Raw genomic sequence first — 25,148 nt, 5'->3', positions numbered from 1 at the left:
ACGACTCATGCAGCCGGCGTCGGATAGCGAACGTCGAGCACATCGATCGGCTCGGGACCCAACGGGGTCAGAAGCGTAACCGTGTCGCCGACCCGGGACTTCAGCAGCGCGCGCGCGATCGGCGAGATCCAGCTGACATGGCCGCAATCGAGATCGACCTCGTCGACGCCGACGATCGTGACCGTGTGCTCGTCGCCATCCTGCGTCGCATAGTCGATGGTGGCGCCGAAGAACACTTGGTCGGCGCTCTCCTGCCGGCTGGCATCGACGACCTCCGCCAGATCGAGCCGCTTGGTCAGGAAACGGATACGTCGGTCGATTTCACGCAGGCGCCGCTTGCCGTAGATGTAGTCGCCGTTCTCCGAGCGGTCGCCATTGGACGCCGCCCACGACACGAGGCGCACCACGTCGGGACGCGCCTCGTCGATCAGGTGCAGCAGCTCGTCGCGCAGACGCTTGTGCCCCGCCGGCGTGATGTAGTTCTTCGCGCCGGCCGGCACCTCCGGCTGCGCGTGATCGAGGTCGTCGTCGTCGCCGTCCGACTCCTTCACAAACGCCTTATTCATGATGCACTTTCAACAACAAGGAAGATGCTGCAAGGTTACACGATCGGCCTTATCCAAGAAATTGGCGACGAGGCTTCCCTTTTTATTTAACTTTGCTATAATCTCACTTCTGCGTGCGGCTGTAGCTCAGTTGGATAGAGTACTTGGCTACGAACCAAGGGGTCGTGGGTTCGAATCCTGCCAGCCGCGCCACTTTTTTGAGGGCCTTCTCCCGAGAAGGCCCTTTGATTTCAAGTTGTACCGCTTTGCGTGCGGCTGTAGCTCAGTTGGATAGAGTACTTGGCTACGAACCAAGGGGTCGTGGGTTCGAATCCTGCCAGCCGCGCCACTTTTTTGAGGGCCTTCTCCCGAGAAGGCCCTTTGATTTCAAGTTGTACCGCTTTGCGTGCGGCTGTAGCTCAGTTGGATAGAGTACTTGGCTACGAACCAAGGGGTCGTGGGTTCGAATCCTGCCAGCCGCGCCACTTTTTTGAGGGCCTTCTCCCGAGAAGGCCCTTTGATTTCAAGTTGTACCGCTTTGCGTGCGGCTGTAGCTCAGTTGGATAGAGTACTTGGCTACGAACCAAGGGGTCGTGGGTTCGAATCCTGCCAGCCGCGCCATTTATGAAGGGCCTTCCTCCGGGAAGGCCCTTTGTTTTTGGTGCGCGCCCATGTCTTGCCGCCCTTTTCCGCACCCAAACAAAAACGGCGGCTAGCCAGCCGCCGTTCCCGAACCGTTTCCCCGCTCCCGGACATCGACCATCCGAAGCGCCGCTCAATAGTCCTGGCGCTCCCGATCGATCCTCATTCCGCCGTCGTGGCGCGCATGGACCACATCGTCGCTCGACCGCTCGCGCATGATCCGCATCACGTCCGGATTGGTGCGCACGCGGCGCATCACGTTCGCCAGGTGCACGCGGTCGCTCACCTGGATCACGAAGCGCAGCACCGTGGATTCGTGCGTCAGATCCTCGTCCATCGCGATATGAACGATGTTCGCGTCGGCCGACGTGATGTCGGCCGCCACCCGCGCGAAGATGCCCTTGGTGTTCTTCACCAGCACCTTCACCGCGACGTCGAACAGGCGGCCCGGCTGCGGCGCCCAGGCGACGTCGATCCAGCGCCCCGGATCGCGGCGGTGGATCCGCTGCGCGACGCGGCAATCGGTGGTGTGGATCGCCATCCCGAGGCCGATGCCGATGTAGCCCATGATGTCGTCGCCGGGGATCGGCCGGCAGCAGGCCGACAACTGGACCGACATGCCCTCCGTGCCGGTGATCACGACAGGCGGCGCATGGTGCGCGCGCTCGGCGCGCGGCGAATCGTCGTCGGCATCGCGACCGCTCATCAGCACTTCGATGCGCTTCGCCATCACCGCCGCGACACGGCGGCCGAGGCCGATGTCCGCGAAGATTTCCTGGCGGCTCTTGTTGCCCGTCCACTGCACGAGCTTTTCCCAGACTTCCGGCGTGACATCCGCAAGCGCGAGCCCGTAGCCTTTCAGGCTCTGGTCGACGAGACGCTCGCCGAGCTGCACCGACTCGTTCAGGCGCATCGTCTTCAGGTAGTGGCGGATCGCCGAGCGGGCCTTGCCGGTTCGCACGAAGCCGAGCCACGCGGGGTTCGGTTTCGAATACGGCGCGGTGATCACCTCGACGATATCGCCGCTCTTCAGTTCGGTGCGCAGCGGCAACAGCTCGTTGTTGATCTTGACCGCCACGCACTGGTTGCCGAGATCGCTGTGGATCGAATAGGCGAAGTCGAGCGCGGTTGCGCCGCGCGGCAGCGCCATGATCTTCGACTTGGGCGTAAACACGTAGACCGCATCCGGAAACAGGTCGATCTTCACGTGTTCGAGGAATTCGCTCGAATCGCCGGCTTCGCTCTGGATGTCGAGCAGCGACTTCAACCACTGGTGCGCGCGCTTCTGCACATCGTTCAGGTCGGCGCCGCCGTTCTTGTACAGCCAGTGGGCCGCGACGCCCGCTTCCGCGATCTCGTGCATCTTGCGCGTGCGCACCTGAAACTCGATCGGCGCGCCGAACGGCCCGACGAGCGTGGTATGCAGCGACTGATAGCCGTTGACCTTCGGGATCGCGATGTAATCCTTGAACTTGCCCGGTACGGGCTTGTAGAGCGCGTGCAACGCGCCGATGCAGGTGTAGCACTCGAGCGGCTGTTCGACGACCACCCGGAAGCCGTACACGTCGAGCACCTGCGAGAACGACAGTTGCTTGTCGCGCATCTTCTTGTAGATGCTGTAGATGGTCTTTTCGCGGCCGGTGATTTCGGCGCCGAGCTTCGCATCCGTCATCGTGCGCTGCGCCGCCTCGAGGATCTTGCCGATCACTTCGCGGCGGTTGCCGCGCGCCGCCTTCACGGCCTTCTCGAGCGTCGCGTACCGGTGCGGATTGAAATTCGCGAAGCTCATGTCCTGCAGCTCGCGATAGGTATTGTTCAGACCAAGGCGGTGCGCGATCGGCGCGTAGATGTCGAGCGTCTCGCGCGCGACGCGGCGGCGCTTTTCCATCGGCACCGCGCCGAGCGTGCGCATGTTGTGCAAGCGATCCGCAAGCTTCACGAGAATCACCCGTACGTCGCGCGCCATCGCGAGCAGCATCTTGCGGAAATTCTCCGCCTGCGCTTCCTCGCGGCTGCGGAACTCCATCTTGTCGAGTTTCGACAGTCCGTCGACCAGCTCGGCGACCTTGGGACCGAAGCGCTCGGCAAGCTCGCTCTTCGTCACCCCCTGGTCCTCCATCACGTCGTGCAGCAGCGCCGCCATGACGGCCTGCGCGTCGAGCTTCCAGCTCGCGCAGATTTCCGCGACGGCAACGGGATGGGTGATGTAGGGTTCGCCGCTCTGGCGATATTGACCGAGGTGGGCTTCGTCGCTGAAATGGAACGCGGCCTTGACCTCTTTGACTTCTTCCGGACTGAGATAGTCGGCAAGCGCGGTCGTCAGTTTCGCGATCGAAACGACGCCGTGCTTGCGCGGCTGCTCCGGCGTGGCGGTCGGCCCGAACAGATGGCGAAACGACTGTTCGAGGACCGCATCGATGTACTGCCGCGCGGGCGACGTGGCCGTGACTTCAGCCGGACTGGCATCCGCGGAGGCGGACGATGGGGTGGTGCTCATATTCGCCTCCTCGGGTCAGCACGTCGGTTGCGCGGGGATTACATGGCTTGACGAAATCTGAGTGTGCCTTAAACCGGCACTTTCTTCAGCATTTCGACGCCGACCTGGCCGGCCGCGATCTCGCGCAGCGCGACGACCGTCGGCTTGTCGCGGCTTTCGATCTTCGGCGTATGGCCTTGCGCGAGCTGCCGCGCGCGGTAGGTGGCGGCAAGCGCCAGTTCGAAGCGATTCGGGATTTGCTTCAGGCAGTCTTCGACAGTAATGCGAGCCATGTTGGTAATTCCTTCTGAATATGTTGCTTATTCTACCTGATGTGCGTTGCACGCCGCCTTTACTCGGCGTGCGGCAGGTGGATGCCGAGCTCGATGAAAAGCTCGGTGTGACGCGCGTATTGCGAAGCGAAGCGCAAACGCGTCGCCGCGACGATCCGTTCCAGCTCGGCGAGCGCCCGGTCGAAGTTCTCGTTGATGACGACATACTCGGCTTCCGACGCGTGCGCGATCTCGCTGCCCGCCGCGAGCAGGCGCCGCGTGATGACCTTCGGCTCGTCCTGGCCGCGCTTTTTCAGGCGCTCCTCGAGCGCATCGAGCGACGGCGGCAGAATGAAGATGCCGACCGCGTTGCGGAACTGTTTCTTCACCTGCTGCGCGCCCTGCCAATCGATTTCGAGCAGCACGTCGTGGCCGTTTCTCATCTGCTCCTCGATCCACACGCGCGACGTGCCGTAGTAATTGCCATGCACTTCGGCGCTCTCGAGAAACTCGTGGCGCGCGTGGCGCTCGCGAAAATCGTCGACCGTCGTGAAATGATAATGCTGGCCGTCCTGCTCGCCCGGACGCGGCTTGCGGGTCGTGTACGAGATCGATAGGCAGATGTCCGAATCTTTTGCCAGCAATGCGTTCACGAGCGTGGACTTGCCCGCGCCCGACGGCGCGATCACCATGAAGAGATTGCCGGGATAGATACCGGCGTGCATCGTGTGCGCAGCGGCAGCGTGAGTCGAATCAGTCATGTTGCGTTACTCCAGGTTTTGCACTTGCTCGCGCATCTGCTCGATCAGCAGCTTGAGCGCCATCGATGCGTCCGCCAGTTCCTTGGCCGCGGCCTTCGAGCCGAGCGTGTTCGCTTCGCGGTTCAGTTCCTGCATCATGAAATCGAGGCGCTTGCCGACCCGGCCGCCCTTCTCGATCACATGACGCGTTTCGTTCAGGTGCGCCGTCAGGCGCGACAGCTCCTCGGCGATGTCGATGCGGATCCCGTACATCGTGACTTCCTGGCGGATCCGCTCGGCGGCCTCCTCGCGCGACACGACCGGCGCGCTGCCTTCCGGTGCGGCAATCCCGAGCGCTTCCTGCAGCCGCTCGACGATCTTCTGCTGGTGCTTCGCGATCAGTTCCGGAACCAGCGGCGTGATGCGCGCGACGATCGCCTCCATCTCGGCGACGTTCGCGAGCAGCATCGACGCGAGCTGCGCGCCTTCGCGCGAACGCACGACCACCAGTTCGCCGATCGCTTCCTTGCCGCATGCGAGCACCGCGTCGCGCAACGCGTCGGCCGACACGCCGCTTTCCGCGAGCACGCCCGGCCAGCGCAGGATTTCGCCGGCGCGCATCCGGCCGGCGCCGGGAAACGCGTCCAGCACCGCGCGTTCGAGGTCGGCCAGCTGGCCCAGCGCCGTCTGGTTCAGCGCGCCCGCGTTCGCGTTCTGGTCGCTGCGCTGCAGATTGATACGCACGTCGACCTTGCCGCGCGACAGCTTGTTCATCAGCATCTCGCGCAATGCCGGCTCGCACACGCGGACATCGTCGGACATGCGGAAATTCAGGTCGAGGAAGCGCGAATTCACCGTGCGCAATTCGACCGACACGCTGGTGGCGCCGTTGCCCGAAGCCGCCACGAGTTCTCGGGTTGCGTTCGCATAGCCCGTCATGCTGTAGATCATGGTTCGTCTCGCCGTTTGGGTTGGCCTGTCCGGCCGGAGGATTCGAGGCGCCCGGCGCTTACGAGGCGCGAGGCGTTAAACGCCCATTATCCCATTTTTGGCGATCGGGCCTCGACTGCCCGCGAGCCGTTCGGCGTTAAAATCATGGTTTCCCCTCCCGGCGCATTGTTCCCATGACGAATTCCCTTTCCCGGCCGAGCGGCCGCCGCGTCGATCAACTGCGCGACGTGCGCATCACGCGCCATTACACGAAGCACGCGGAAGGCTCCGTACTCGTCGAATTCGGCGACACCAAGGTACTCTGCACGGCCAGCGTCGCCGAACGCGTGCCCGAGTTCCTGCGCGACCGCGGCCAGGGCTGGCTCACCGCGGAATACGGCATGCTGCCGCGCGCGACGCACACCCGCAGCGACCGCGAGGCCGCGCGCGGCAAGCAGACCGGCCGCACTCAGGAAATTCAGCGCCTGATCGGCCGCGCGCTGCGCACCGTGTTCGATCTCGAAGCGCTCGGCGCGCGCACGCTGCATCTCGATTGCGACGTGATCCAGGCCGACGGCGGCACGCGCACGGCCAGCATCACGGGCGCATTCGTTGCCGCGCACGACGCGGTGTCGAAGCTGATCGCCGCCGGCAAGCTGACCCGCTCGCCGATCACCGACTACGTCGCGGCGATCTCGGTCGGCGTCTTCAACGGCACGCCCGTACTCGATCTCGACTACGCGGAAGATTCGAAGTGCGACACCGACATGAACGTCGTGATGACGGGCGCGGGCGGTTTCGTCGAGGTGCAGGGCACCGCGGAAGGCACGCCGTTCTCGCGCGCCGAAATGAACACGCTGCTCGATCTCGCCCAGGGCGGGATCGAGACGCTGGTTCGCCTGCAAAAGGATGCACTGGGTGTCTGACATGCCGAACGCACTCGACGACGCGGCGCCGAAGCGCATCGTCCTCGCATCGAACAACCCGGGCAAGCTGCGCGAATTCGCGGCGCTGTTCGCGACGGTCGGCATCGAGATCGTGCCGCAAGGCGCGCTCGACGTGCCGGAAGCCGACGAGCCGTTCCAGACCTTCATCGAGAACGCGCTGACGAAGGCGCGCCACGCGTCGCGGCTCACCGGCCTGCCCGCGATCGCCGACGATTCCGGCCTGTGCGTGCGCGCGCTGCGCGGCGCGCCGGGCGTGTACTCGGCACGCTATGCGCAACGCGCCGGACACGAGAAGAGCGACGCCGCCAACAACGCGTACCTGGTCGCGCAGCTGCAGGGCATCGCCGACCGGCGCGCGTACTACTGCTGCGTACTCGCGCTCGTGCGTCATCCGGACGACCCCGAACCGCTGTTCGCGGAAGGCCGCTGGCACGGCGAGATCGTCGACACCCCGCGCGGCGAACATGGCTTCGGCTACGACCCGCATTTCCGCCTTCCTGCGCTGAATGCGACGGCGGCTGAACTCGAACCGGCCGTCAAGAACGCGCTGAGCCATCGGGCGCTCGCGCTCAAGACGCTGCTCGCGCGGCTCGGAGACGCCTCGTGAGCGGCGCGGCCGACACCGGCGCGCGCGTCGTCGCGACCTTCGCGGCGCCGGGGCGCATCCATCTGTCGTCGCTGCCGCCGCTCGCGCTCTACGTGCATTTCCCGTGGTGCGTGCGCAAGTGCCCGTACTGCGACTTCAACTCGCACGAATGGAGCGGCGACACGTTCCCCGAAGCCGACTATCTCGACGCGCTGCGCGCGGATCTCGAACAGGCGCTGCCGCTTGTCTGGGGCCGGCAGGTGCATACCGTCTTCATCGGCGGGGGCACGCCGAGCCTGCTCTCCGCGGCGGGGCTCGACCGGCTGCTGTCGGACGTGCGCGCGCTGCTGCCGGTCGACGCCGACGCAGAGATCACGCTCGAAGCGAATCCCGGCACCTTCGAGGCCGCCAAGTTCGCGCAATTCCGGGCCAGCGGCGTGAACCGCTTGTCGGTCGGCATCCAAAGCTTCAACGGCGCGCACCTGAAGGCGCTCGGCCGCATTCACGACGGCGCGCAAGCGCGCGCGGCGGTGGAAGTCGCGGCGCGCACGTTCGACAACTTCAATCTCGACCTGATGTTCGCGCTGCCGAACCAGACGCTCGACGAATGCCGCGCCGATATCGACACCGCGCTGTCGTTCGCGCCGCCGCATCTGTCGCTGTATCACCTGACGCTGGAGCCGAACACGCTGTTCGCGAAGTTCCCCCCCGTCGTCCCCGACGACGACGCGTCCGCCGACATGCAGGAATGGATCCACGATCGCACGGCCACGGCCGGATACGGCCGCTACGAGGTGTCGGCCTATGCGCAGCCTCACCGGCAGTGCAAGCACAACCTGAACTACTGGCGCTTCGGCGACTATCTCGGCATCGGCGCCGGCGCGCATACGAAGCTGTCGTTTCCGAACCGGATCCTGCGTCAGGCGCGCTACAAGCACCCGGCCACCTTCGTCGAGCAAGCGAGGGCCGGCGCGCCGGTGCAGGAAGAACGCGAAGTCGGGCCGCGCGACCTGCCGTTCGAATTCATGCTGAATACGCTGCGGCTGGTCGAGGGTTTTCCGGTGCACAGCTTCGCCGAGCGCACCGGCATGCGAATGTCGACCATCGAGCCGGCGCTGCGGGAAGCGGAACGGCGCGGTCTCATCACGCGCGATCACGAACGCATCGCGCCGACGCCGCTCGGCCAGCGCTTCCTGAACGATCTGCAGGAACTCTTCCTGCGCGACGATTGAGCGCGGATGCGCATGACAGGCACGGCATTTCGGTTACAATGCCGGCCGTGGAAGCGTGGCCGAGCGGTTTAAGGCACTGGTCTTGAAAACCAGCGACGGGCAACTGTCCGTGAGTTCGAATCTCACCGCTTCCGCCAAATCTCCCTACGCTGTTCCGCACCGGCGATCGCATCGCCCGCCTCGCCGTTTTCCCCCATTCGATCCGATTGTCGCGTGCGATCCGCACCGCCTCCACGCCCCGTTGCGAGCGATGCCGCGTGCGATGACAATAGACGCTCGCTCCACCCGCTTTCATTCCTCCGTCATCGACGCAAGCACCCGACATGAACGACATCGTTTTTCGCACTGCCTCGCGCGCCGACCTTCCCGCCATCGTCGCCCTGCTGGCCGACGACGCGCTCGGTAGCCGGCGCGAATCCGCCGGCCTGCCGCTCGACGCGCGATACCTCGCGGCATTCGATGCGATCGAGGCCGACCCGAACCAGCAACTCGTCGTCGCAATCGACGGGGACGCCGTCGTCGGCACGCTGCAACTGTCGTTCATCCCGGGTATTGCCCGCCGGGGCGCGTGGCGCGGGCAAATCGAAGCGGTCCGGATCGCCGCGCCGTTGCGCAGCACGGGCATCGGCCAGCAGTTGTTCGACTGGGCGATCGGGCAATGCCGGGCGCGCGCCTGCCATCTGGTTCAACTGACCACGGACAAGAGCCGCCCGGACGCGCACCGCTTCTATGAAAAACTCGGGTTCGTCGCCAGTCACGAAGGCTACAAGCTGAACCTGCAGGACTAGCATCGGTTCACGAGACGGTGCCGAGACGCGGCGATGCGACGTCGGAGGTCCGCCTCGAAACGCCATGCCGTCCCGCTGCCGCCGATACCCGTTCCGCAATAAATCGTTTGTCCCGATGCGTTCACGGGCCAGCGTGTCTATGATGAAATCGGCGATATGCCGGTTCGTCGACGAGCGCCGCTCATGAACTCTCTTTCCCGCCCCTTCGCTCCCTCGCGCCGCGCCGTCGTAGTGTCGATCGTCGCGCTGCTTGCCGGCTGCACGATCACGCCGCCGCCCGGCATGCTGATCCTGCCGCCGACGCCCGAGGCCGGACTCGACCAGTACCGCGCGTCGATCGCACGGCGCATCGCCGAACGCAATCCGTCGCGCATCCTGCATGGCACGCCGCAGGCGATGCTGCGCTCGCTGGTGGTGGTCTCGTTCACCGTCGACCGCAGTGGGCAGGTCACCCGCTCGGCCGTCTACCGCAGCAACGGCGACGACGAAGCGGAAAGCATCGCGCTCGCGACGCTGCGCCATGCCGCCCCGCTGCCGCCGCCCCCGGCGCACCTGCTCGACGGACGCGGCGAAGTCGAGATGATGGAGAGCTGGCTGTTCAACGACAACGGGCAATTCCAGTTGCGCAGCATGGCCTCCCCTCAAGCGCAAACCCTCGACTGACGCGCCGGATGCGCGCTGCCGTTGCTGCGCCGCGGGAAGCGTCGTTATAATTTCCGGCACCTGCTTCCGGCCGCCTGGCCACGCTTTCCCCGCGCGCCTACCCGGCTCGCCACGAAACGCACCGACAGCAGGCGGCCGCATCACGCGTGCGGCCGCCTGCCGAGCACGCCGCACCCCTGCGCGCCTCGACGCGCCCGTTGTTCCGCATCCGCCGCCGACCGCGAGCCGACGGCCGCATCGCCCGGTTTCACGACTGACCGTCTTGTTCGAATCAACAGAAAGACGCGGCATGGCCGCCGCCCGTCCGGGCGGATCGCAACGGCCGGCAGCCGCGCCGCCACACTACCGGAGACTTGCATGTCCTCTTCACCCTCATCCGTGGCCGCCGCCCCGGACGCAGCGCACACCGTCAGCCACAAGCGGATCGTGTTCGCGAGCTTCATCGGCACCGCGATCGAGTTCTACGACTTCTATGTTTATGCGACCGCCGCCGCGCTCGTGATCGGCCCGGTCTTCTTTCCGCACGGCTCGGCGACCGCGCAGGCGCTGTCCGCCTTCGTCACGTTCGGCATCGCGTTCATCGCCCGGCCGATCGGCTCGTTCCTGTTCGGCCATTTCGGCGACCGGATCGGCCGCAAATCGACGCTCGTCGCATCGCTGCTCGTGATGGGCGTGTCGACCACGGCGATCGGCCTCGTCCCCGGCTACGACTCGATCGGCGCGCTCGCGCCGGTACTGCTGTGCGTGCTGCGCTTCGGGCAAGGCATCGGCCTCGGCGGCGAATGGGGCGGGGCGGCACTGCTCGCCACCGAACATGCGCCGCCGGGCAAGCGCGGCTGGTTCGGCATGTTCCCCCAGCTCGGGCCGTCGATCGGCTTCCTCGCATCGAACGGACTCTTCTTCGCGCTCGCGCTGTCGCTCTCCGACGAGCAGTTTCGCAGCTGGGGATGGCGCATTCCGTTCCTCGTGAGCGCGGTGCTCGTCGCGGTCGGCCTGTATGTCCGGCTGAAGATCAGCGAAACCCCGGCGTTCCAGGCCGCGCTCGACCGCCAGGAGCGCGTGCGCGTGCCGATCGCGACGCTCGTCACGCGCCATTGGCGGCCTACGGTGCTCGGCGCGCTCGCGATGGTGGTCTGCTACACGCTGTTCTACATCTCGACGGTGTTCTCGCTGTCGTACGGCGTCTCGACACTGCATTTCTCGCGCCAGACCTTCCTGGGCCTGCTGTGCTTCGCGGTGATCTTCATGGCGCTCGCCACCCCGCTGTCCGCATGGGCCGCCGACCGCTACGGCCGCCGACCGGTGCTGATCGCGGGCTCGGTCGCCGCACTGCTGTCCGGTTTCACGATGGCGCCGCTGCTGGGCAGCGGGTCGATGCCGCTCGTCGCGCTGTTCCTGACGATCGAGCTGTTCCTGATGGGTGTCACGTTCGCGCCGATGGGCGCGCTGCTGCCGGAACTGTTCCCAACCAACGTCCGCTACACGGGCGCGGGGGTCGCCTATAACCTGGGCGGCATTCTCGGCGCATCGATCGCCCCCTATATCGCGCAACTGCTCGCCGCGCGCGGCGGCCTCTCGTGGGTCGGCGGATATGTATCGATCGCGGCGGCCATCAGCCTGGTCGGCGTGCTGCTGATGCGCGAAACGCGCGACGCGAAACTGACCTAGAGCGTCGAAACGCCCCGGCTTGCATCGCGTTTTCATGTCTGCCTATACTCGAGGCGTGGAGGACCGCCGCGCCGTGCCCGGCACGCGCCGGCGGCCTCACCAGCCGACAGGAGCCCGCGATGACGATCCGCCTGCAAAATTCCGATATCGTGCTGATCATTGCGCTCGCGCTGGGTTGCGCGCTGCTGCTCGCCACGTACTTCAAGCCGAAGACGTGGGTCGGCGTGGCGTTCGAGGCCGTACTCGCGAATCTGGCGGCTATCGTCGCCGTGCTGGCGTTCGAAGCACTGCTGTCCTAGCAGTCCGTCGCCGCGAGCCGCCCGGAAAAGGGGCGAAGCTCGCGGGCCCGCGCTACATCGCCGCGACCTTGTAGCGGGCGGCGGTCGCGTCGTCATGCGGACGCACCCGTCCGATCGCGGCCAGTACCTCGTCGACGGTCGGCACCGCGCCTTCCTCGCCGATCGACAGCGACTGGGGTGAGCCCGCGATACCGCAATGGTGGCGCGACGTCGCGATGAAAATCGCGACCGTCGGTTTCCCGAACGCGTGAGCCATGTGCACGAAACCGGTATCGACGCCCACCACCAGCGCCGCGCGATCGATCCTGCGCGCCAGATCCGTGACGGACAGGCGCGGCAGGACTTCGGCCCCCGGTGCGCGCAGCGCGATCCGCTGCGCTTCCTCATGCTCGCTCGCGGAGCCCCACGGCAGGCAAACCCGCAGCCCGCCCGCCAATTGCTCGCGGGCCAGCTCCGCCCAGCGCTCGGTCGGCCAGCGCTTGTCGTCGTTCGACGTGGCGTGAAAAAACAACGCATACGGCTGCGCCGGTTCCGCCCGGACGCCGGCGACCGGCAGATCGTCGTCATGCGGCATCGCCAGCCCGTGGTCGGCCCGCCCCTGCGGCTCGTAGCCCAGCGCTTCGCCGGCGCTCACGCGCATTCCGTGCCAGGCATCGCAGGCGGGACGCGGCCCGAAGCGGTGGCTGTAGGCGAACATCGCGCCCACCTCGCCGAGGTCCGGATTCCGGTAGCCGAAGCGGCGCCGCGCGCGGGCGAGAAACGAAATGATCGCGCTTTTGTACACGCCGTGCAGATCAATCACCGCGTCGTACCGGTACGCGCGCAATTCGCCGATCGATGCGGCGATCGCCTTCAGATCGCCCAGATTGCGCGCCTTCTTGAAACGCCGCAGCGGCGCGCACAGCACCCGGCTCACGCCCGGGCACCAGCGGACGACGTCGGCGCACGACTCGTCGACGGCCCAGTCAACCTCCACGCCAGGAAACGCGCGGCGAATATCCGCCACGACCGGCAGCGTCTGGACGACGTCGCCGAGGGAGGTCACCTTCACAATGAGGACACGTTTCATGTAGGGATCGAAGTCTCCGGGGACATTTAGTTTGACATTCTAAATAGACAAAGATCGACATACATTACTGGAGCATTACAATTTCATCAGAAATTCCCTGTTTTTGCGATTCTTGACGCATCGGGCGCTGCTGCCGCCTCAACTCCCTATAATTACGTCTTTGCCTGCGGCAGCTCCATGCAACGCCCCTCCCTGTTCCCCGCCCTCACGCGCCATACACAGCGCATCTGGCGCCAGTACGGCGTGTTCTGGCTCGGCGCGATCGCCGTCGGTCTCATCGCCGTGATGTATGCCCGGCTCATCGATTGGGGCTACGACACGTTCCGCACGCTCCAGCATCGTTACGTGTGGCTGCCGCTCATCCTCACGCCGGCCATCGCGGCCGTTTCCGTATGGCTCACGCGGCGTTACTTCCGCGGTGCCGAGGGCAGCGGGATACCGCAGGTGATCGCCACGCTGCATGCACGGCCCAGCGCCTTCGGCGCGCGCCTGCTCACGCTGCGCATCCTGTTCGGCAAGATCCTGATTTCGTTCCTCGGCATCCTCGGCGGCTTCACGATCGGTCGCGAAGGGCCGACCGTGCAGGTCGGCGCCGCGCTGATGTTCAACCTGCGCCGCTTCTACCCGCGTTCGAACTCGCAGATCGAGCGGCAGCTGGTACTCGCCGGCGCCGCGGCCGGACTGTCGGCCGCGTTCAACACCCCGCTCGCCGGCATCGTGTTCGCGATCGAGGAACTCACGCGCAGCTTCTCGGCGCGCGCGAGCGGCGTGCTGATCACGGCGATCATCATCGCGGGCGTGATCGCGCTCGGCCTGAACGGCAACTACACCTACTTCGGCACGATCGATATCGGCCCGCATTTCCCGAAGCTGCTGGCCGTCGCCGTCCTGCTGACCGCGCTCGTGACGGGCATCGCGGGCGGCCTGTTCGGCTGGCTGCTGCTCAATACCAGCCGCTGGCTGCCGCCGCGCCTGCTCGCGCTCTACCGCGAGCAGCCGATCGCGTTCGCGGCCGGCTGCGGCTTCGTGATCGCGGTCGTCGGCCTGGCCTCGGGCGGGACGACCTTCGGCAGCGGCTACGCGGAAGCACGCGGGCTGCTCGACGGGCACGAACAGCTGTCGGCGTTCTATCCGTTCCTGAAGATGATCTCGATGGTCGCATCGTACCTGCCGGGCATCCCGGGCGGGATCTTCGCGCCGTCGCTGTCGATCGGCGCGGGCTTCGGCAACCTGCTGCATTTCGTGTTCAGCGATATGCACCTGCCGGTGCTGATCGCGCTCGCGATGGTCGGCTATCTCGCCGCCGTCACGCAGTCGCCGATCACGTCGTTCGTGATCGTGATGGAGATGATCAATGGTCATGCGCTGGTGATCTCGCTGATGGCGACCGCGCTGATTTCCAGTCGCGTGTCGCGCCTGTTCGTCCCGCCGCTGTACGAAACGCTTGCCGAACGCTACCTCAAGCCGGCGGCGCCGTCCGCGGCGGCCGCTGCCGCCACTGCGTCGCCCGTCGCCAGCGCGATCACCACGCCGGAAGACGCCGGCTCGGCGCCCGCCGATCCGCTCGACACGCTGCGCACGGAAGAACCGGGCGACGCCCCTGCGGCGAGCGCCGATGCGGCCCAGGACGCCGGCCCCGGCGCGGCTTCGGAAACCGCCTCCGACGCGCCCGAACCGGTCCCGGACGGCACGCCGCCCGGATCCCGCTAGCTCAGTAGATCACCACGGGCGCGGGCCGGTAGTACGCCGGCCGCGCCGGCACCACCACGCAGCCCGCCAGCGTGATCACGACGAGCGCAAGCGCAAACAAGGTCCGTTTCATCTCGCTCTCCCTCAGGCCCAGTGGCCCCGCACCCAAACCCAGTTCGGTCCGCGCGGCGTCCAATGGCCCGCCGTCCAGTGCATGCCGATGCGCTCGGCTTCCCAGTGCCCCCCGATCCAGACGTAGCGGCCGTGCTCCCAGCGCCAGTGACCGTGATCCCACACGTAGCCGATCCGCGCAGCGGGCACGACCTCGTAACGCACGGGCGGCGGCGCGCTCGGCGCGACGACGATGATTTCCTCCGCCGCGCGCTGGCGGACAGCGGCGCGGCAACGGCCCAGGCACCCGCGATCGCAACGACGAGCGGAACCACGACATGACGAAAAGAGATAGCCATCACGACCTCCGGATTGATTGAACGAACACGTAACGAGCCCGTATTCGTTCAATGCTTGAGGTCGCGCAACGGCGGACAGACGCCGTATTACGGCAGCCCCGAAAGTGCAACAGGGCGTAAGAGACGCGCGCGGCGGACCGGCCGCCGCGCGGTGGGGTGAAGCGAAACGTCAGGCCTGCGGAATCTCGATCTTGACCTCGAGCACTTCCAGATCGTCCTGGCGCTCGAGACTCACGCGGATGTCATCGTTGGAAATCTTCACGTACTTCGAGATGACGGCCACGAGTTCCTTCTGCAGCGCCGGCAGGTAATCGGCAGGCGGACGGCCCCCCACCCGCTCGTGCGCGATGATGAGCTGCAGCCGCTCCTTGGCGACGGAGGCGGATTTCTTCTTCTCGCCGAGCAAAAACGACAGTATCGACATGACGGCGCCTCCGTTACTTGTTACCGAAGAGGCGCTGCAGCAGGCCCGGCTTCTGGTAATCGGTGAAGCGCAGCGGCTTGTCCTCGCCGAGGAAGCGCGCGACGATGTCCTTGTACGCTTCCGCGACGTCGGTGCCCTCGAGGTGCACCGCCGGCAGACCCTGGTTGGACGCGTGCAGCACCGCCTCCGACTCCGGCACGACGCCGATCAGCTTGATGCGCAGGATCTCGCTGATGTCCTCGAGCGACAGCATCTCGCCCTCGCTCACGCGCTTCGGGTTGTAGCGGGTGATCATCAGATGCTCGCGGATCGGTTCGCCGCCTTCCACCGCCCGCTTGGTCTTCGACGACAGGATGCCGAGAATGCGGTCCGAATCGCGCACCGACGACACTTCCGGGTTCGTCACGATCAGCGCCTCGTCGGCGAAGTACATCGCGTGCAGCGCGCCCGACTCGATGCCGGCCGGCGAATCGCAGATGATGTATTCGAAATCCATCGCGATCAGGTCGTTGATGACCTTTTCCACGCCTTCACGCGTCAGCGCATCCTTGTCGCGGGTTTGCGACGCGGGCAGGATGAACAGGTTCTCGCACTTCTTGTCCTTGATGAGCGCCTGGTTCAGGTTCGCCTCGCCCTGGATCACGTTGACGAGGTCGTACACCACGCGGCGCTCGCAGCCCATGATCAGATCGAGGTTGCGCAGGCCGACGTCGAAATCGATCACGGCCGTCTTGTGGCCGCGCAGCGCCAGCCCCGAAGCAAAGCTCGCGCTGGTCGTCGTCTTGCCCACGCCGCCCTTGCCCGAAGTCACCACGATGATTTTTGCCATTTACCCTACCCTGTGTTCGTCAATGAGGTCCGATCGATCCGTTGCCGCGTCGCGCGTGCTTACGTCAGACGCAGCGGCTCGATCATCAATTTTTCCTGTTCGAGCCGGATCTGCACCGATTTGCCGAGCACGTCGGCCGGCAGCGGGTTCTCAGTAGTTCGATAGATGCCCGCAATCGAAATCAGTTCCGGCTCGAGACACGTGCAGAAAATGCGCGCGTCGTGATTGCCGTGCACGCCCGCGAGTGCGCGGCCGCGCAACGGCGCGTAGATGTGGATGTTGCCTTCCGCGATGACTTCGGCACCGTAACTGACGGGGCCCAGCACCACGAGGTCTCCTTTCGCGTAAATCTGCTGGCCTGACCGCAGCGGCTTGTCGATGACGAGCGTCTGACTCGACGGTGCGGTGGGCGCAACGGCCGCAGGCGGTTCCACCTGGGCTTCGGCGAAGAGCGCGGCCTGGCCGGCCGGCGCGTCTGTCTTGTCTGCCGCTGCAGCGGCGGTTTCGTCGCTCCCCGCCTTCGCCGGGGGCGTGCGCTTGTCGCGCGCCTCCAGCAGCGGCAGGCCGCCGTCGCCCGCCCACGCGTGCTGGGCGGGCTGGGCCACCACGCCGACCGGGCGCATCCGCACGTCGTTCAGCATCTGGCGGAGATCCGCGAGCGACACCCGTTCGTGATCCGCGAGCCGGCGCACGTCGATCGCCACGACATCGTCGGCGAAAAACTCGGGAGTCGCCTCGAAACGCTTGGCCAACTCGGTACGCAGCGCATCGAGATCGGCGGTTTTCACGATGAACAACAACGTGTCGACCGAACCGCTGCGTAGTTCGAAGAATGGCGATTTTTTAAGCGACATGGACGTTCTGCAAAAATTTTTGCGTATTTTACAGGCGTCCAGGCCCGCAGCCATTATTTTTGGGAATGTGCGCCGCGGCGGGGAGCGGCAGGCCCCGCGCGAACGCACGCGGGCGCGTGCGCAAGGGTTACAGATGGAGACGCCACACGAAGAGCGACTTCATCGCCCCCGGGACACGCGTAATGGGTGCGCGCTCGCCCGTGTAGCCGAATCCGATGTGCTCGTAGAAGCGGATCGCGCTGCGATTCTCGTCGGCGATCCACGCGTAGATTTCGGTCGCACCCTGCCCGGCGAGCCATGCGCGCGCCGTATCGACCAGCAGCACGCCGCCGCGCAGATGCCGGACCGCATGGGCCACCCACAGCTCGCTGACGAACGCGCGGTGCTCGGGCGTGCTGTCGAAGTACGCGCCGATCATGCCGGCGGGGTGGCCTTCGGTGTACAGCAAAAACGTGGTGGATTGATCGGATCCCGCACGCTGGCCGGCGATCGCCGCGGCGGCGTCCGCATCGACGGACAGCTCCGCCCCGGGCGTTTCGCCGGGTGCATAGGGTTCTCGCAACGACGACGCGCGGAGTTCGCGATACACGCCGCCCTGATTGGCGGCGATACGACGAACGGTCAAAGTCGAACTCATGCAGGTACAGCCCCCTTCGGACAGCAAGGCGTTAGCTTCAACCGAAAGCGGGGCATGAGTCAAATCGTTATTTTCAAACACGGGAGCGGATCGACAGGCGCGCATGTTACCGCATATTAATTGCACGCCCGGATGCATCGTCCGATCGATTCGTCAGCGGAAACCGGCGGGCGCCGCCGGCCCCGGCGGGGCCTCGATCTCGAACCCGACTTCCCCGGGGATTGCAGGGTCGACCGCCCGTCCGCGAGCCGGAAGACCGGGTCGAATTTCCGCGCCTGGCAGCAATCGCGGCCGCTCGAGAATTTCAGCCCCGGGCGGCTACCTGTATTTGCTGCGTCGCGGCAATTCGCTGCCGCGACGCCCTATGCCATTGCGCCGATGCCGATGCCATGGCCCGCCCGCTTCAGTATCGCGATACCGAGCGTTCCGCTGCGAGCGGCGAACTTCGGGACCGCCCCCGACAGGTAACCGGATGGAGATCCACGCGTTTTCGACACCATGGATCCATTCGAACCGAGCCGCCGCCTCGACATGGCACCGTCAGTCCCTTCGATACAGCGTGACGACACACGCGCCGCCCAACCCGATGTTGTGCTGGAGCGCCACGCGCGCCGCCTCCACCTGCCTCGGCCCCGCCGTCCCGCGCAGTTGCCAGGTCAATTCCGCGCATTGCGCCAATCCGGTCGCGCCGAGAGGATGCCCTTTCGACAGCAGCCCGCCCGACGGATTGGTGACGATCCGGCCGCCATACGTGTTGTCGCGATCGTGCACGAATCGCTCCGCGCCGCCTTCCGGACACAGTCCGAGCGCCTCGTAGCTGATCAGTTCGTTGCTCGTGAAGCAATCGTGCAATTCGACGACGTCGAGATCCTCCGGACCGATGCCGGCCGATTCGTAAACCTGCCGGGCCGCCGCCGCCGACATGTCGTATCCGACCACCTTCATCATGGACGGGGGCTCGAAGCTTTCCCGGTAATCGGTCGTCATCGCCTGCGCGGCGATATAGACGGCATTCGCGTGTCCGTGGCGCCTGGCGAAATCGTCCGAGCAGAGCACCGCGCTGCCGGCGCCGCAGGTCGGCGGGCAGCACTGCAGCCGGGTCAGCGGATCGAACACCTCGCCGGAACCCATCACTTGCGCGAGATCCAGCGGCTCGCGAAACAGCGCATAGGGATTCCGGCCGGCATGTTCGCGCGCCTTCACCGAGATCATCCCGAACGTCTCCTTCTTCGCGCCGTACCGTTCGATGTACTCCCGGCCCGCTCCGCCGAACATCCGCGCGGCAAGCGGCGCGGACGACTTGTCCTGCAAGCTGTCCGCGACCAGGATGTGCAGGTCGAGCGGCGACGCGCGATCGTCGAACCGAGTCGTGAGCGCGCCCTTTTCCATCTGTTCGAAGCCGAGCACCAGCACGCACTCCACGGCGCCGCTCGCGACCGCCTGCCGGGCCAGCCAGAGCGCGGTCGACCCTGTCGAACAATTGTTGTTGACGTTGACGACCGGTATGCCCGTCATGCCGACTTCGTAGACGGCGCGCTGCCCGCAGGTCGAATCGCCGTACACGTATCCCGCGTAGACCTGCTCGACCTCTTCATACCGGATGCCGGCATCGCCGAGCGCCGTGCGCATGGCATCCGCCGCCATCAGGTGATACTGAAGACTCGCGCCCGGTTTCGTGAACGGGATCATCCCGACCCCGATGACGTTGACACGACGACTCATGCTTCCCTCCGTAGATTCAGAAAATCTTCATGACGCGCAACTGGGCGCTGTAGCTGTTCTTGAAACCGCCTTCGGTCGCGATCGCCTTGCCCAGCATCCCTGAAATCTGCCAGGTCGGCGTCAGCATGTGGCTGGCGAACAACCGCAGCTGGCTCGAGTTCGTTTCCTGTCCGGTATAGGTGTCGTTGACGTACTGCTTGCCGCCGAAGAAGCCGGCGTAACCGAAGGAGACCGACGTGGCCGGCGTGAACTGATAGCGGAGATACGTCTGCAATTCGATCGAGGGCCGCACCGAGATGCGATACCCGGAATAGTCGTGCCCCAGCTGAGCGGCAACGTCCAGCGCGCCATCGAAGAACAGGTTCCGCCCGAGGCCCTGGATCAGGCCCAGCTGCGGCGTGAAGGTGACGGTGCCCGCGCCCGCGCCGACGCGCCCGTAATCGTATTTCCCGGTCGGCACCGACATGTAGGCGGTAAAGCCGACCGTCGTGCCGTACAGCGGATCCGGCCGATGCACGAGGAACGCGGTCGCGCCGAGCGTCAGGTCGCCCAATCCGTTGTTCGTCGGCTGCGAAGCGCCGCCGACCTTCACGTCCGTCAGCTTCGCGAACGGCAGGTACGCCTGGAACGCGACCGGCATCCCGGCGATCTGCGTGTAATGCAGCACCCGCGCGATGCCGACGGTCTGGTCGAGGCTCGAGTTCGGCACTTCGCCGACGCCGTCCAGCCTGAAGGTGCTGCTCGGCGTATAGCCCAGGTAGCCGAGTGCGAGCGTCGTACCCGGCGGCAGGATCGTATAGTCGCCAGGGTAGATATCGATCGCCGACGCGCACGTCGAGATCGCGAGCAATGCGCCGGCCACCGAGGCCGGCCGAATCAGGTTCGCCATCATGTCTCCATCATTTTATTTAGCATGACTATCTTCATGGCGCGAACCGGCCCGGATCGTCTCGCAGCCGGCGCGTCTCCTCATCCGGCTGCCGTATCGCTCCGCAACCGTTCCTTCACATCCGGCTTCAATACCTTGCCCACCTTCGAACGCGGAAGATCGGGCCACACCTCGATCTGCTTCGGCGTCTTGACGCTGCCGACCCGCTGCTTCACGAACGCCGCCAGCGCCGCCACGTCGATCCGTTTGCCTGCCCGCGGCTGCACGACGGCCACCACGCGCTCGCCCCACTTATCGTCCGGCAGGCCGATCACCGCGCAATCCAGCACGTCGGCGTGCGCGAGCAGCGCCTGCTCGACCTCGATCGAGTAGACGTTGAACCCGCCGGTGATGATCATGTCCTTCGCGCGATCGACGATGTAGAGGAAGTTGTCGTCGTCGAGGTAGCCGATGTCGCCCGTGTGGTGCCAGCCATGCGCGAAAGCCGCGTCCGTCGCGTCGGCGTTCTGGTAATAGCCGTCCATCACCAGCGAGCCGCGCACCACGATTTCGCCACGCTCGCCGGTCGCGAGCAGGCGCCCGTCGGCGTCCATGATGCCGACCTCGACGAGCGGCGTCGGCCGGCCCGCGGACGACAGCCGCTCGATCGCGATCGAGCCGTCCGGCCGGTAGTGATCCTTCGGCGCCAGCGTCGACACCATCATCGGCGCCTCCGTCTGGCCGAACAGCTGCGCCATCGGGCCGATTTTCCCGAGCGCCTCGACCAGACGCTCGACCGAGATCGGTGCCGCGCCGTACCAGAAGCACTGCAGCGAACCGAGATCGGTCGACGGCAGCTGCGGGTGATCCAGCAGCATGTAGATGACCGTCGGCGGCAGGAACGTATGCGTGACCCGCTCCCGTTCGATCGTCGCAAGAAACGCGCCGACGTCGGCGTGACGCATCACGACGATCCGGCCGCCGAGCGCCATGATCGGCAGGCACAGCACGCCCGCCGCATGCGTGAGCGGCGCGAACGCCAGATAGACCGGACGGCCTTCGAACGGATAGCTGATCAGGGTGAGCGCCGTCATCGCCTCGAGATTGCGGCCGGTCAGCATCACGCCCTTCGGCACGCCGGTGGTGCCGCCCGTGCTAGGCAGCATCGCGATGTCGTCGACCGCTTCGCGTGCGAAGAACGTGTCCGGCAGGCCGTCGAGCCAGTCGTCGAGATGCGGCGCGAACGGCAGGGCCGCATCCAGACAGACCACCACGCTCAGCGCCGGCAGCTCGGGCAGCATCTTTCGCACCATCTCCGCGTACGTGCTGTGGAACAACAGCACGCGGCAATCGAATGCGGCGAGGACGAACCGGTTCTCCGCGGCTTCGTTGCGCGGATTGATGGGGCACCAGATGTCGCCCGCTCGCGCGATGCCGAAGACGCAGGCAAACGCGATCGGATCGTTGCCCGACAGCACCGCCACCTTCTCGCCGCTGGCCACGCCAGCGCGGGCCAGCCCGCGGGCCACCCGGTAGGTGAGCCGCTGCACCTGCGCGTAGGTGAGCGCTTCGTCACCCGCGACGAGACACGGCCGGTCCGCGCCGAGCGACGCGCCCTTGTCGAGGTAATAAGTCAGACGCATGACGATCCCCCTGCGAAACGTGGCGTGCGCATGGCGCGCATCGGGTCAGTCCTGGACAGTGATGACCGGCTTCATCACGAGACCGAAGCTGCGCAACTGGCCGAGCAGCGCGCGATGTCCGAACGCCTGGCACCCCGACGCAAAGCCGACCCGCAGCGGCGGCGCCTGGAGCAGCGAGAACGCCGCATAGGCCTGCAGCAGCCCGGTCTGCTTGTAGTTGCACACGCCATGGATCACGCAGTGCGCGCGGCCGAGCGGCCCCGACGCATGCACCGAATCGACCGTCGTGTTGACGCGCGGATTCTCGCGCGGCGGCATGTTGGCCTGCATGCTGCTGGCGATCTCGGCAAGCGCGACCTCCTGTTGATCCGGCGGCAGCGGACGGATCTTCTCCTCGAACATCTGCTGCGTCTGCCGCACGCCCTCCATGACCGCGCGCGCCATGACGCCGCCGACCGCGCGGCAGTTCGATACGCGCGGGTCGTCCTTGAACCACACCGGATGCGCGGTCCCGCCCCACGGCACGGCCATCGCCGTATCGTGCTGCCCCGGCACCTGCACCTCGACGTGCGCGGTCGGCTCCCACGCGACGTACTTGTTCTGCTCCAGGTAATACCAGGTGGCCTTCAGGATCGTGAAGATGGTCTGCGTCGATGCGTAGGTGGGAAACCCCTTCCACAGCACCAGGATGTCGAGCGTATCGAGCCCGGGGGTCTCGAGGCAGAGGTTCGCCGCGATTTCGCCCGTCGTGTACATCTGGGCGATGTTGGGCGCGAGCAGCAGGCCCTTCTGAGCGAACGCGTCGCTCCAGCGCTCCTTCGCGAACAACACCCAGTCCTGCTCGCCCGTCGTGTCCGAGTAATGGCAACCGGCCGCGAGGCACGCCTCGACCACTTCCGAGCCGTACTTGATGAACGGGCCGACCATGTTGCTGACGAACTTCGCGCCCTTGAACAGCTCCGTCAGCGCGCCGACCGAATGCTCGACCTCGACGATCTCGTAGTCCGCGGTTTCGATGCCGGGAATCCGTTCGACGACCGCCTCGACTCGCTTCCTGTCACGCCCCGCCGCGATGAACGGAATGTTGTACTCGCGCAGGTATTCGCATACCAAACGGCCGGTGTATCCCGACACGCCGTACACGACGACTGGCTTCTTCGCACCCATGAAATCGCTCCCTTACTGGAAATTGAACCGCGGCCGACGCGGCATTCACATGCCCATGCCGCCGTCGATCGGCACGCCGGCACCGGTGATGAAACGCGCGTCGTCCGAACAGAGGAAGACGATCGCATCGCTGATTTCGTCGACCGTCGCGAGACGGCCGATCGGCGTCTGCGTGACGACCCCCGCCACCGCGCTGTCGACGTCCGGGGCCAGCCCGTTGGCGACGATGTCGGTCGCGAGCTTCATCCCCATCTCGGTCGGCGTCAGGCCCGGGTACACGCAATTGACGCGAATGCCGTAGCCGAGCTTGCCCGCCTCCATCGCCGCGACGCGGGTCATGCGATCGACCGCCGATTTGGTCGCGGAATAGCCGGCGATCGCCGGAAACGCGATCGTCGCGGCCACCGACGACACGTTGACGACCGCGCCGCCGCGGCCCGCCGCGCCGCCCGGCCGCATCGCACGAAACGCGTGCTTGAGCCCGAGACCCACGCCGACGACGTTGACGTCGCACATCCGGCGCAGGTCCTCCGCTCGCAGGTCCGCAACCAGCGACGTAATCTCGATGCCCGCGTTGTTGACGAGGATGTCGAAGCCGCCCAGTTCGGCGACGACCGAGCCGACGGCTCGCTCCCACTGCGTATCGTCGCTGACGTCGAGCGCGACCGCGCCGATGTGCTGTCCCGGCCGCGCGAGTTCCCGCGCCGTGCGCTCCGCGAGATCGGCGAGCACGTCGCCGATCACCACCGAAGCACCCGCTCGCGCCAGCGCTTGCGCCACCGCCGCGCCGATACCGCGCGCGCCGCCCGTCACCAGGGCTTTGCGCCCGTCCAGCCTTCCATTCGCCATGTCTCCCTCCATGCATCAACGTTGCGCCGGACAAGCCGAGCGAGCCGCGACCGGGGATTGCAAGCGTTCACGACGGAACGCGGGCGCCTCCCGGAGCGGTTTGCCGGCCCCGACAAAAGCTAACCAACTGGAAAGATAATTTTTTACGAATGGTTAGTTTTATTTATACACATGTCAAGAATTTTCTGTACAGACGTCCAATTTTTCCTTGACAGCTATTTCGCTGCTTCGCACAATGGGTTTTCCGCATGGCGGCCGGCGCACGGACGCGGGGCCATGCGGGACGACCGATCGATGGGAGACGACAGCAGGATGACCAGGCAGCACGACACCGCGCCCGCGGCAGAGAAACGGCGCCTCGCGCGTCCGAGGCGCGACCCGGTAGACAAATACGAAGCGCGGCGTCTCGAACTCGCGGAGGCCGCGCTCAAGACGCTTGGCGAACTCGGATACGCAAAGACGAGCCTGCGCGAGATCGCCCAGAAGTCCGAGTTCACGCATGCGGTGCTGCATTACTACTTCGAGGACAAGCTCGACCTGATTCGCTGCAGCATCCGGCACTTCAAGGCGCAGTGCGCGACGCGCTACGACGTCGTGACCGCCTCCGCCCGCTCGCAGGACGAATTGCTGGCGGGCTTTCTCGTCAAGCTCTCGGAAACGATCCGCGACGAACCGAAGATGCACAGCCTCTGGTACGACTTGCGCGCCCAGGCGCTGTTCGAGGATGCGTTCCGCGATGTCGTCAACGAAATCGACAACAGTCTCGAAGCCATGGTCTGGCGGGTCGTCACGCGCTACGCGGAACTGGGCGGCGGCCAGCCGTCGATCACGCCGGGCGCGGCCTATGCGCTGTTCGACGGCCTGTTCCAGAAGCATCTGCTTCGACACATGTCCGACGACCCCAACGCAGTTCCGAATCTGCTCGACGAAGTGCGAGCGCTCTTCCCGAAGCTTCACTGCGCGCAGAGGTAGCGAGGCGGGTTCGTTCGCCGCACGGGTCGCCGTGCCGCAAGCAGCGCGGCGTTGGCCTCGTCATGTGCCGTGTGTCCGCTGTGCGCGGTGATGCCGAAGGGATCGGGATCGGACCGACAGGAAAGATCGACGCGACCGTGGCCGTGTCCGTGGCCGGATTGCGCAAG

At 65.9% G+C, this 25,148-nt stretch carries 25 protein-coding genes and 5 tRNA genes; 14 read left to right on the top strand and 16 right to left on the bottom strand.

Annotated elements, in window-relative coordinates:
- Positions 1–5: 5 nt before the first annotated feature.
- Positions 6–566 (bottom strand): transcription elongation factor GreB, encoded by a 561-nt coding sequence (greB, locus tag RZR99_RS04125; protein ID WP_323118464.1) that lies wholly within the window; start codon positions 564–566, stop codon positions 6–8.
- Between the two features lie 115 nt (positions 567–681).
- Between greB and RZR99_RS04120 the strand changes: the two genes are divergently transcribed.
- From RZR99_RS04120 to RZR99_RS04105, 4 genes are all read left to right on the top strand, one after another.
- Positions 682–758, top strand: a tRNA-Arg gene (locus RZR99_RS04120).
- Positions 759–817: 59 nt separating this feature from the next.
- Positions 818–894: transfer RNA gene (locus RZR99_RS04115), tRNA-Arg, on the top strand.
- Between the two features lie 59 nt (positions 895–953).
- Positions 954–1,030, top strand: a tRNA-Arg gene (locus RZR99_RS04110).
- 59 nt (positions 1,031–1,089) lie between these two features.
- A tRNA-Arg gene (locus RZR99_RS04105) sits at positions 1,090–1,166 on the top strand.
- Positions 1,167–1,320: 154 nt separating this feature from the next.
- On the opposite strand, the gene RZR99_RS04100 is transcribed toward RZR99_RS04105, so the two are convergent.
- From RZR99_RS04100 to RZR99_RS04085, 4 genes are all read right to left on the bottom strand, one after another.
- Entirely contained in the window at positions 1,321–3,684 is a 2,364-nt protein-coding gene (locus RZR99_RS04100) for a RelA/SpoT family protein (RefSeq protein ID WP_323118463.1), read from the bottom strand.
- A gap of 68 nt (positions 3,685–3,752) precedes the next feature.
- Complete coding sequence (rpoZ, locus tag RZR99_RS04095) at positions 3,753–3,956, bottom strand: DNA-directed RNA polymerase subunit omega (protein ID WP_006025620.1); 204 nt, start codon at positions 3,954–3,956, stop codon at positions 3,753–3,755.
- 59 nt (positions 3,957–4,015) lie between these two features.
- Positions 4,016–4,696 carry a guanylate kinase gene (gene gmk, locus RZR99_RS04090; RefSeq protein ID WP_323118462.1) on the bottom strand — a complete coding sequence of 227 codons (681 nt, stop codon included), beginning with the start codon at positions 4,694–4,696 and terminating at the stop codon, positions 4,016–4,018.
- Between the two features lie 6 nt (positions 4,697–4,702).
- Complete coding sequence (locus RZR99_RS04085) at positions 4,703–5,626, bottom strand: YicC/YloC family endoribonuclease (protein ID WP_323118461.1); 924 nt, start codon at positions 5,624–5,626, stop codon at positions 4,703–4,705.
- Positions 5,627–5,799: 173 nt separating this feature from the next.
- On the opposite strand from RZR99_RS04085, the gene rph reads away from it, so the two are divergent.
- The 8 genes from rph (at position 5,800) to RZR99_RS04045 (ending at position 11,788) form a co-directional block, all read left to right on the top strand.
- The gene (gene rph, locus RZR99_RS04080) at positions 5,800–6,531 is read left to right on the top strand and encodes a ribonuclease PH (RefSeq protein WP_323118460.1); all 732 of its coding nucleotides are present in this window, start codon (positions 5,800–5,802) and stop codon (positions 6,529–6,531) included.
- A gap of 1 nt (position 6,532) precedes the next feature.
- Complete coding sequence (gene rdgB / locus RZR99_RS04075) at positions 6,533–7,159, top strand: RdgB/HAM1 family non-canonical purine NTP pyrophosphatase (RefSeq protein WP_323118633.1); 627 nt, start codon at positions 6,533–6,535, stop codon at positions 7,157–7,159.
- Positions 7,156–8,370, top strand: coding sequence for a radical SAM family heme chaperone HemW (gene hemW / locus RZR99_RS04070; RefSeq protein WP_323118459.1), 1,215 nt, complete (start codon positions 7,156–7,158; stop codon positions 8,368–8,370). Before rdgB ends, hemW begins: the two co-directional genes overlap by 4 nt.
- Before the next feature lie 49 nt (positions 8,371–8,419).
- Positions 8,420–8,507: transfer RNA gene (locus tag RZR99_RS04065), tRNA-Ser, on the top strand.
- Between the two features lie 186 nt (positions 8,508–8,693).
- The gene (locus RZR99_RS04060; protein WP_323118458.1) at positions 8,694–9,158 is read left to right on the top strand and encodes a GNAT family N-acetyltransferase; all 465 of its coding nucleotides are present in this window, start codon (positions 8,694–8,696) and stop codon (positions 9,156–9,158) included.
- A 183-nt stretch (positions 9,159–9,341) separates the two neighbouring features.
- Complete coding sequence (locus tag RZR99_RS04055) at positions 9,342–9,821, top strand: energy transducer TonB family protein (RefSeq protein WP_323118457.1); 480 nt, start codon at positions 9,342–9,344, stop codon at positions 9,819–9,821.
- A 357-nt stretch (positions 9,822–10,178) separates the two neighbouring features.
- On the top strand, positions 10,179–11,489 hold the full coding sequence (locus RZR99_RS04050; protein WP_323118456.1) for an MFS transporter: 1,311 nt from the start codon (positions 10,179–10,181) through the stop codon (positions 11,487–11,489).
- A gap of 119 nt (positions 11,490–11,608) precedes the next feature.
- A complete protein-coding gene (locus RZR99_RS04045) occupies positions 11,609–11,788 on the top strand; it encodes a hypothetical protein (RefSeq protein ID WP_323118455.1) in 180 nt (59 codons plus the stop codon).
- A gap of 52 nt (positions 11,789–11,840) precedes the next feature.
- Here RZR99_RS04045 and waaC read toward each other — a convergent pair whose 3' ends face one another.
- The gene (waaC, locus tag RZR99_RS04040) at positions 11,841–12,857 is read right to left on the bottom strand and encodes a lipopolysaccharide heptosyltransferase I (protein ID WP_323118454.1); all 1,017 of its coding nucleotides are present in this window, start codon (positions 12,855–12,857) and stop codon (positions 11,841–11,843) included.
- Positions 12,858–13,034: 177 nt separating this feature from the next.
- Here waaC and RZR99_RS04035 point away from each other — a divergent pair, with 177 nt between their 5' ends.
- Positions 13,035–14,567 carry a chloride channel protein gene (locus RZR99_RS04035; RefSeq protein WP_323118453.1) on the top strand — a complete coding sequence of 511 codons (1,533 nt, stop codon included), beginning with the start codon at positions 13,035–13,037 and terminating at the stop codon, positions 14,565–14,567.
- A 123-nt stretch (positions 14,568–14,690) separates the two neighbouring features.
- On the opposite strand, the gene RZR99_RS04030 is transcribed toward RZR99_RS04035, so the two are convergent.
- The 10 genes from RZR99_RS04030 to RZR99_RS03985 form a co-directional block, all read right to left on the bottom strand.
- Positions 14,691–14,960: a hypothetical protein gene (locus RZR99_RS04030; protein ID WP_407655402.1), complete on the bottom strand. Its 270-nt coding sequence runs from the start codon at positions 14,958–14,960 to the stop codon at positions 14,691–14,693.
- A gap of 225 nt (positions 14,961–15,185) precedes the next feature.
- A complete protein-coding gene (gene minE, locus RZR99_RS04025; RefSeq protein ID WP_038714060.1) occupies positions 15,186–15,440 on the bottom strand; it encodes a cell division topological specificity factor MinE in 255 nt (84 codons plus the stop codon).
- 13 nt (positions 15,441–15,453) lie between these two features.
- Positions 15,454–16,269 (bottom strand): septum site-determining protein MinD, encoded by an 816-nt coding sequence (gene minD, locus RZR99_RS04020; protein WP_323118452.1) that lies wholly within the window; start codon positions 16,267–16,269, stop codon positions 15,454–15,456.
- A 59-nt stretch (positions 16,270–16,328) separates the two neighbouring features.
- Positions 16,329–17,123 carry a septum site-determining protein MinC gene (minC, locus tag RZR99_RS04015; protein WP_323118632.1) on the bottom strand — a complete coding sequence of 265 codons (795 nt, stop codon included), beginning with the start codon at positions 17,121–17,123 and terminating at the stop codon, positions 16,329–16,331.
- A gap of 127 nt (positions 17,124–17,250) precedes the next feature.
- Entirely contained in the window at positions 17,251–17,898 is a 648-nt protein-coding gene (locus RZR99_RS04010) for a GNAT family N-acetyltransferase (protein ID WP_323118451.1), read from the bottom strand.
- A gap of 402 nt (positions 17,899–18,300) precedes the next feature.
- The gene (locus tag RZR99_RS04005; RefSeq protein ID WP_323118450.1) at positions 18,301–19,482 is read right to left on the bottom strand and encodes a lipid-transfer protein; all 1,182 of its coding nucleotides are present in this window, start codon (positions 19,480–19,482) and stop codon (positions 18,301–18,303) included.
- 16 nt (positions 19,483–19,498) lie between these two features.
- The gene (locus RZR99_RS04000; RefSeq protein ID WP_323118449.1) at positions 19,499–20,374 is read right to left on the bottom strand and encodes a transporter; all 876 of its coding nucleotides are present in this window, start codon (positions 20,372–20,374) and stop codon (positions 19,499–19,501) included.
- Between the two features lie 77 nt (positions 20,375–20,451).
- Complete coding sequence (locus tag RZR99_RS03995; RefSeq protein ID WP_323118448.1) at positions 20,452–21,993, bottom strand: AMP-binding protein; 1,542 nt, start codon at positions 21,991–21,993, stop codon at positions 20,452–20,454.
- Between the two features lie 45 nt (positions 21,994–22,038).
- A complete protein-coding gene (locus RZR99_RS03990; RefSeq protein WP_323118447.1) occupies positions 22,039–23,160 on the bottom strand; it encodes a DUF5938 domain-containing protein in 1,122 nt (373 codons plus the stop codon).
- Between the two features lie 45 nt (positions 23,161–23,205).
- Positions 23,206–24,009, bottom strand: a complete 804-nt coding sequence (locus RZR99_RS03985; protein ID WP_323118446.1) for an SDR family NAD(P)-dependent oxidoreductase — start codon at positions 24,007–24,009, stop codon at positions 23,206–23,208.
- Positions 24,010–24,321: 312 nt separating this feature from the next.
- Between RZR99_RS03985 and RZR99_RS03980 the strand changes: the two genes are divergently transcribed.
- Positions 24,322–24,981, top strand: coding sequence for a TetR/AcrR family transcriptional regulator (locus RZR99_RS03980; protein WP_323118445.1), 660 nt, complete (start codon positions 24,322–24,324; stop codon positions 24,979–24,981).
- The last annotated feature ends 167 nt before the right edge of the window (positions 24,982–25,148 follow it).

Source organism: Burkholderia alba (assembly GCF_034721475.1).
In the GTDB taxonomy this organism is placed as follows: Bacteria; Pseudomonadota; Gammaproteobacteria; order Burkholderiales; family Burkholderiaceae; genus Burkholderia; species Burkholderia alba.
Note: the sequence above shows the minus strand (reverse complement) of the source record. Positions and strands in the feature narration are given on the sequence as shown.

Excerpts from the sequence above, each read along its gene's own strand:
- greB (WP_323118464.1), bottom strand. The coding sequence starts at position 566 with ATGAATAAGGCGTTTGTGAAGGAGTCGGACGGCGACGACGACGACCTC.
- RZR99_RS04100 (WP_323118463.1), bottom strand. The coding sequence starts at position 3,684 with ATGAGCACCACCCCATCGTCCGCCTCCGCGGATGCCAGTCCGGCTGAA.
- rpoZ (WP_006025620.1), bottom strand. The coding sequence starts at position 3,956 with ATGGCTCGCATTACTGTCGAAGACTGCCTGAAGCAAATCCCGAATCGC.
- gmk (WP_323118462.1), bottom strand. The coding sequence starts at position 4,696 with ATGACTGATTCGACTCACGCTGCCGCTGCGCACACGATGCACGCCGGT.
- RZR99_RS04085 (WP_323118461.1), bottom strand. The coding sequence starts at position 5,626 with ATGATCTACAGCATGACGGGCTATGCGAACGCAACCCGAGAACTCGTG.
- rph (WP_323118460.1), top strand. The coding sequence starts at position 5,800 with ATGACGAATTCCCTTTCCCGGCCGAGCGGCCGCCGCGTCGATCAACTG.
- rdgB (WP_323118633.1), top strand. The coding sequence starts at position 6,533 with ATGCCGAACGCACTCGACGACGCGGCGCCGAAGCGCATCGTCCTCGCA.
- RZR99_RS04060 (WP_323118458.1), top strand. The coding sequence starts at position 8,694 with ATGAACGACATCGTTTTTCGCACTGCCTCGCGCGCCGACCTTCCCGCC.
- RZR99_RS04055 (WP_323118457.1), top strand. The coding sequence starts at position 9,342 with ATGAACTCTCTTTCCCGCCCCTTCGCTCCCTCGCGCCGCGCCGTCGTA.
- RZR99_RS04050 (WP_323118456.1), top strand. The coding sequence starts at position 10,179 with ATGTCCTCTTCACCCTCATCCGTGGCCGCCGCCCCGGACGCAGCGCAC.
- RZR99_RS04045 (WP_323118455.1), top strand. The coding sequence starts at position 11,609 with ATGACGATCCGCCTGCAAAATTCCGATATCGTGCTGATCATTGCGCTC.
- waaC (WP_323118454.1), bottom strand. The coding sequence starts at position 12,857 with ATGAAACGTGTCCTCATTGTGAAGGTGACCTCCCTCGGCGACGTCGTC.
- RZR99_RS04035 (WP_323118453.1), top strand. The coding sequence starts at position 13,035 with ATGCAACGCCCCTCCCTGTTCCCCGCCCTCACGCGCCATACACAGCGC.
- minE (WP_038714060.1), bottom strand. The coding sequence starts at position 15,440 with ATGTCGATACTGTCGTTTTTGCTCGGCGAGAAGAAGAAATCCGCCTCC.
- minD (WP_323118452.1), bottom strand. The coding sequence starts at position 16,269 with ATGGCAAAAATCATCGTGGTGACTTCGGGCAAGGGCGGCGTGGGCAAG.
- minC (WP_323118632.1), bottom strand. The coding sequence starts at position 17,123 with ATGTCGCTTAAAAAATCGCCATTCTTCGAACTACGCAGCGGTTCGGTC.
- RZR99_RS04010 (WP_323118451.1), bottom strand. The coding sequence starts at position 17,898 with ATGCATCCGGGCGTGCAATTAATATGCGGTAACATGCGCGCCTGTCGA.
- RZR99_RS04005 (WP_323118450.1), bottom strand. The coding sequence starts at position 19,482 with ATGAGTCGTCGTGTCAACGTCATCGGGGTCGGGATGATCCCGTTCACG.
- RZR99_RS04000 (WP_323118449.1), bottom strand. The coding sequence starts at position 20,374 with ATGATGGCGAACCTGATTCGGCCGGCCTCGGTGGCCGGCGCATTGCTC.
- RZR99_RS03995 (WP_323118448.1), bottom strand. The coding sequence starts at position 21,993 with ATGCGTCTGACTTATTACCTCGACAAGGGCGCGTCGCTCGGCGCGGAC.
- RZR99_RS03990 (WP_323118447.1), bottom strand. The coding sequence starts at position 23,160 with ATGGGTGCGAAGAAGCCAGTCGTCGTGTACGGCGTGTCGGGATACACC.
- RZR99_RS03985 (WP_323118446.1), bottom strand. The coding sequence starts at position 24,009 with ATGGCGAATGGAAGGCTGGACGGGCGCAAAGCCCTGGTGACGGGCGGC.
- RZR99_RS03980 (WP_323118445.1), top strand. The coding sequence starts at position 24,322 with ATGACCAGGCAGCACGACACCGCGCCCGCGGCAGAGAAACGGCGCCTC.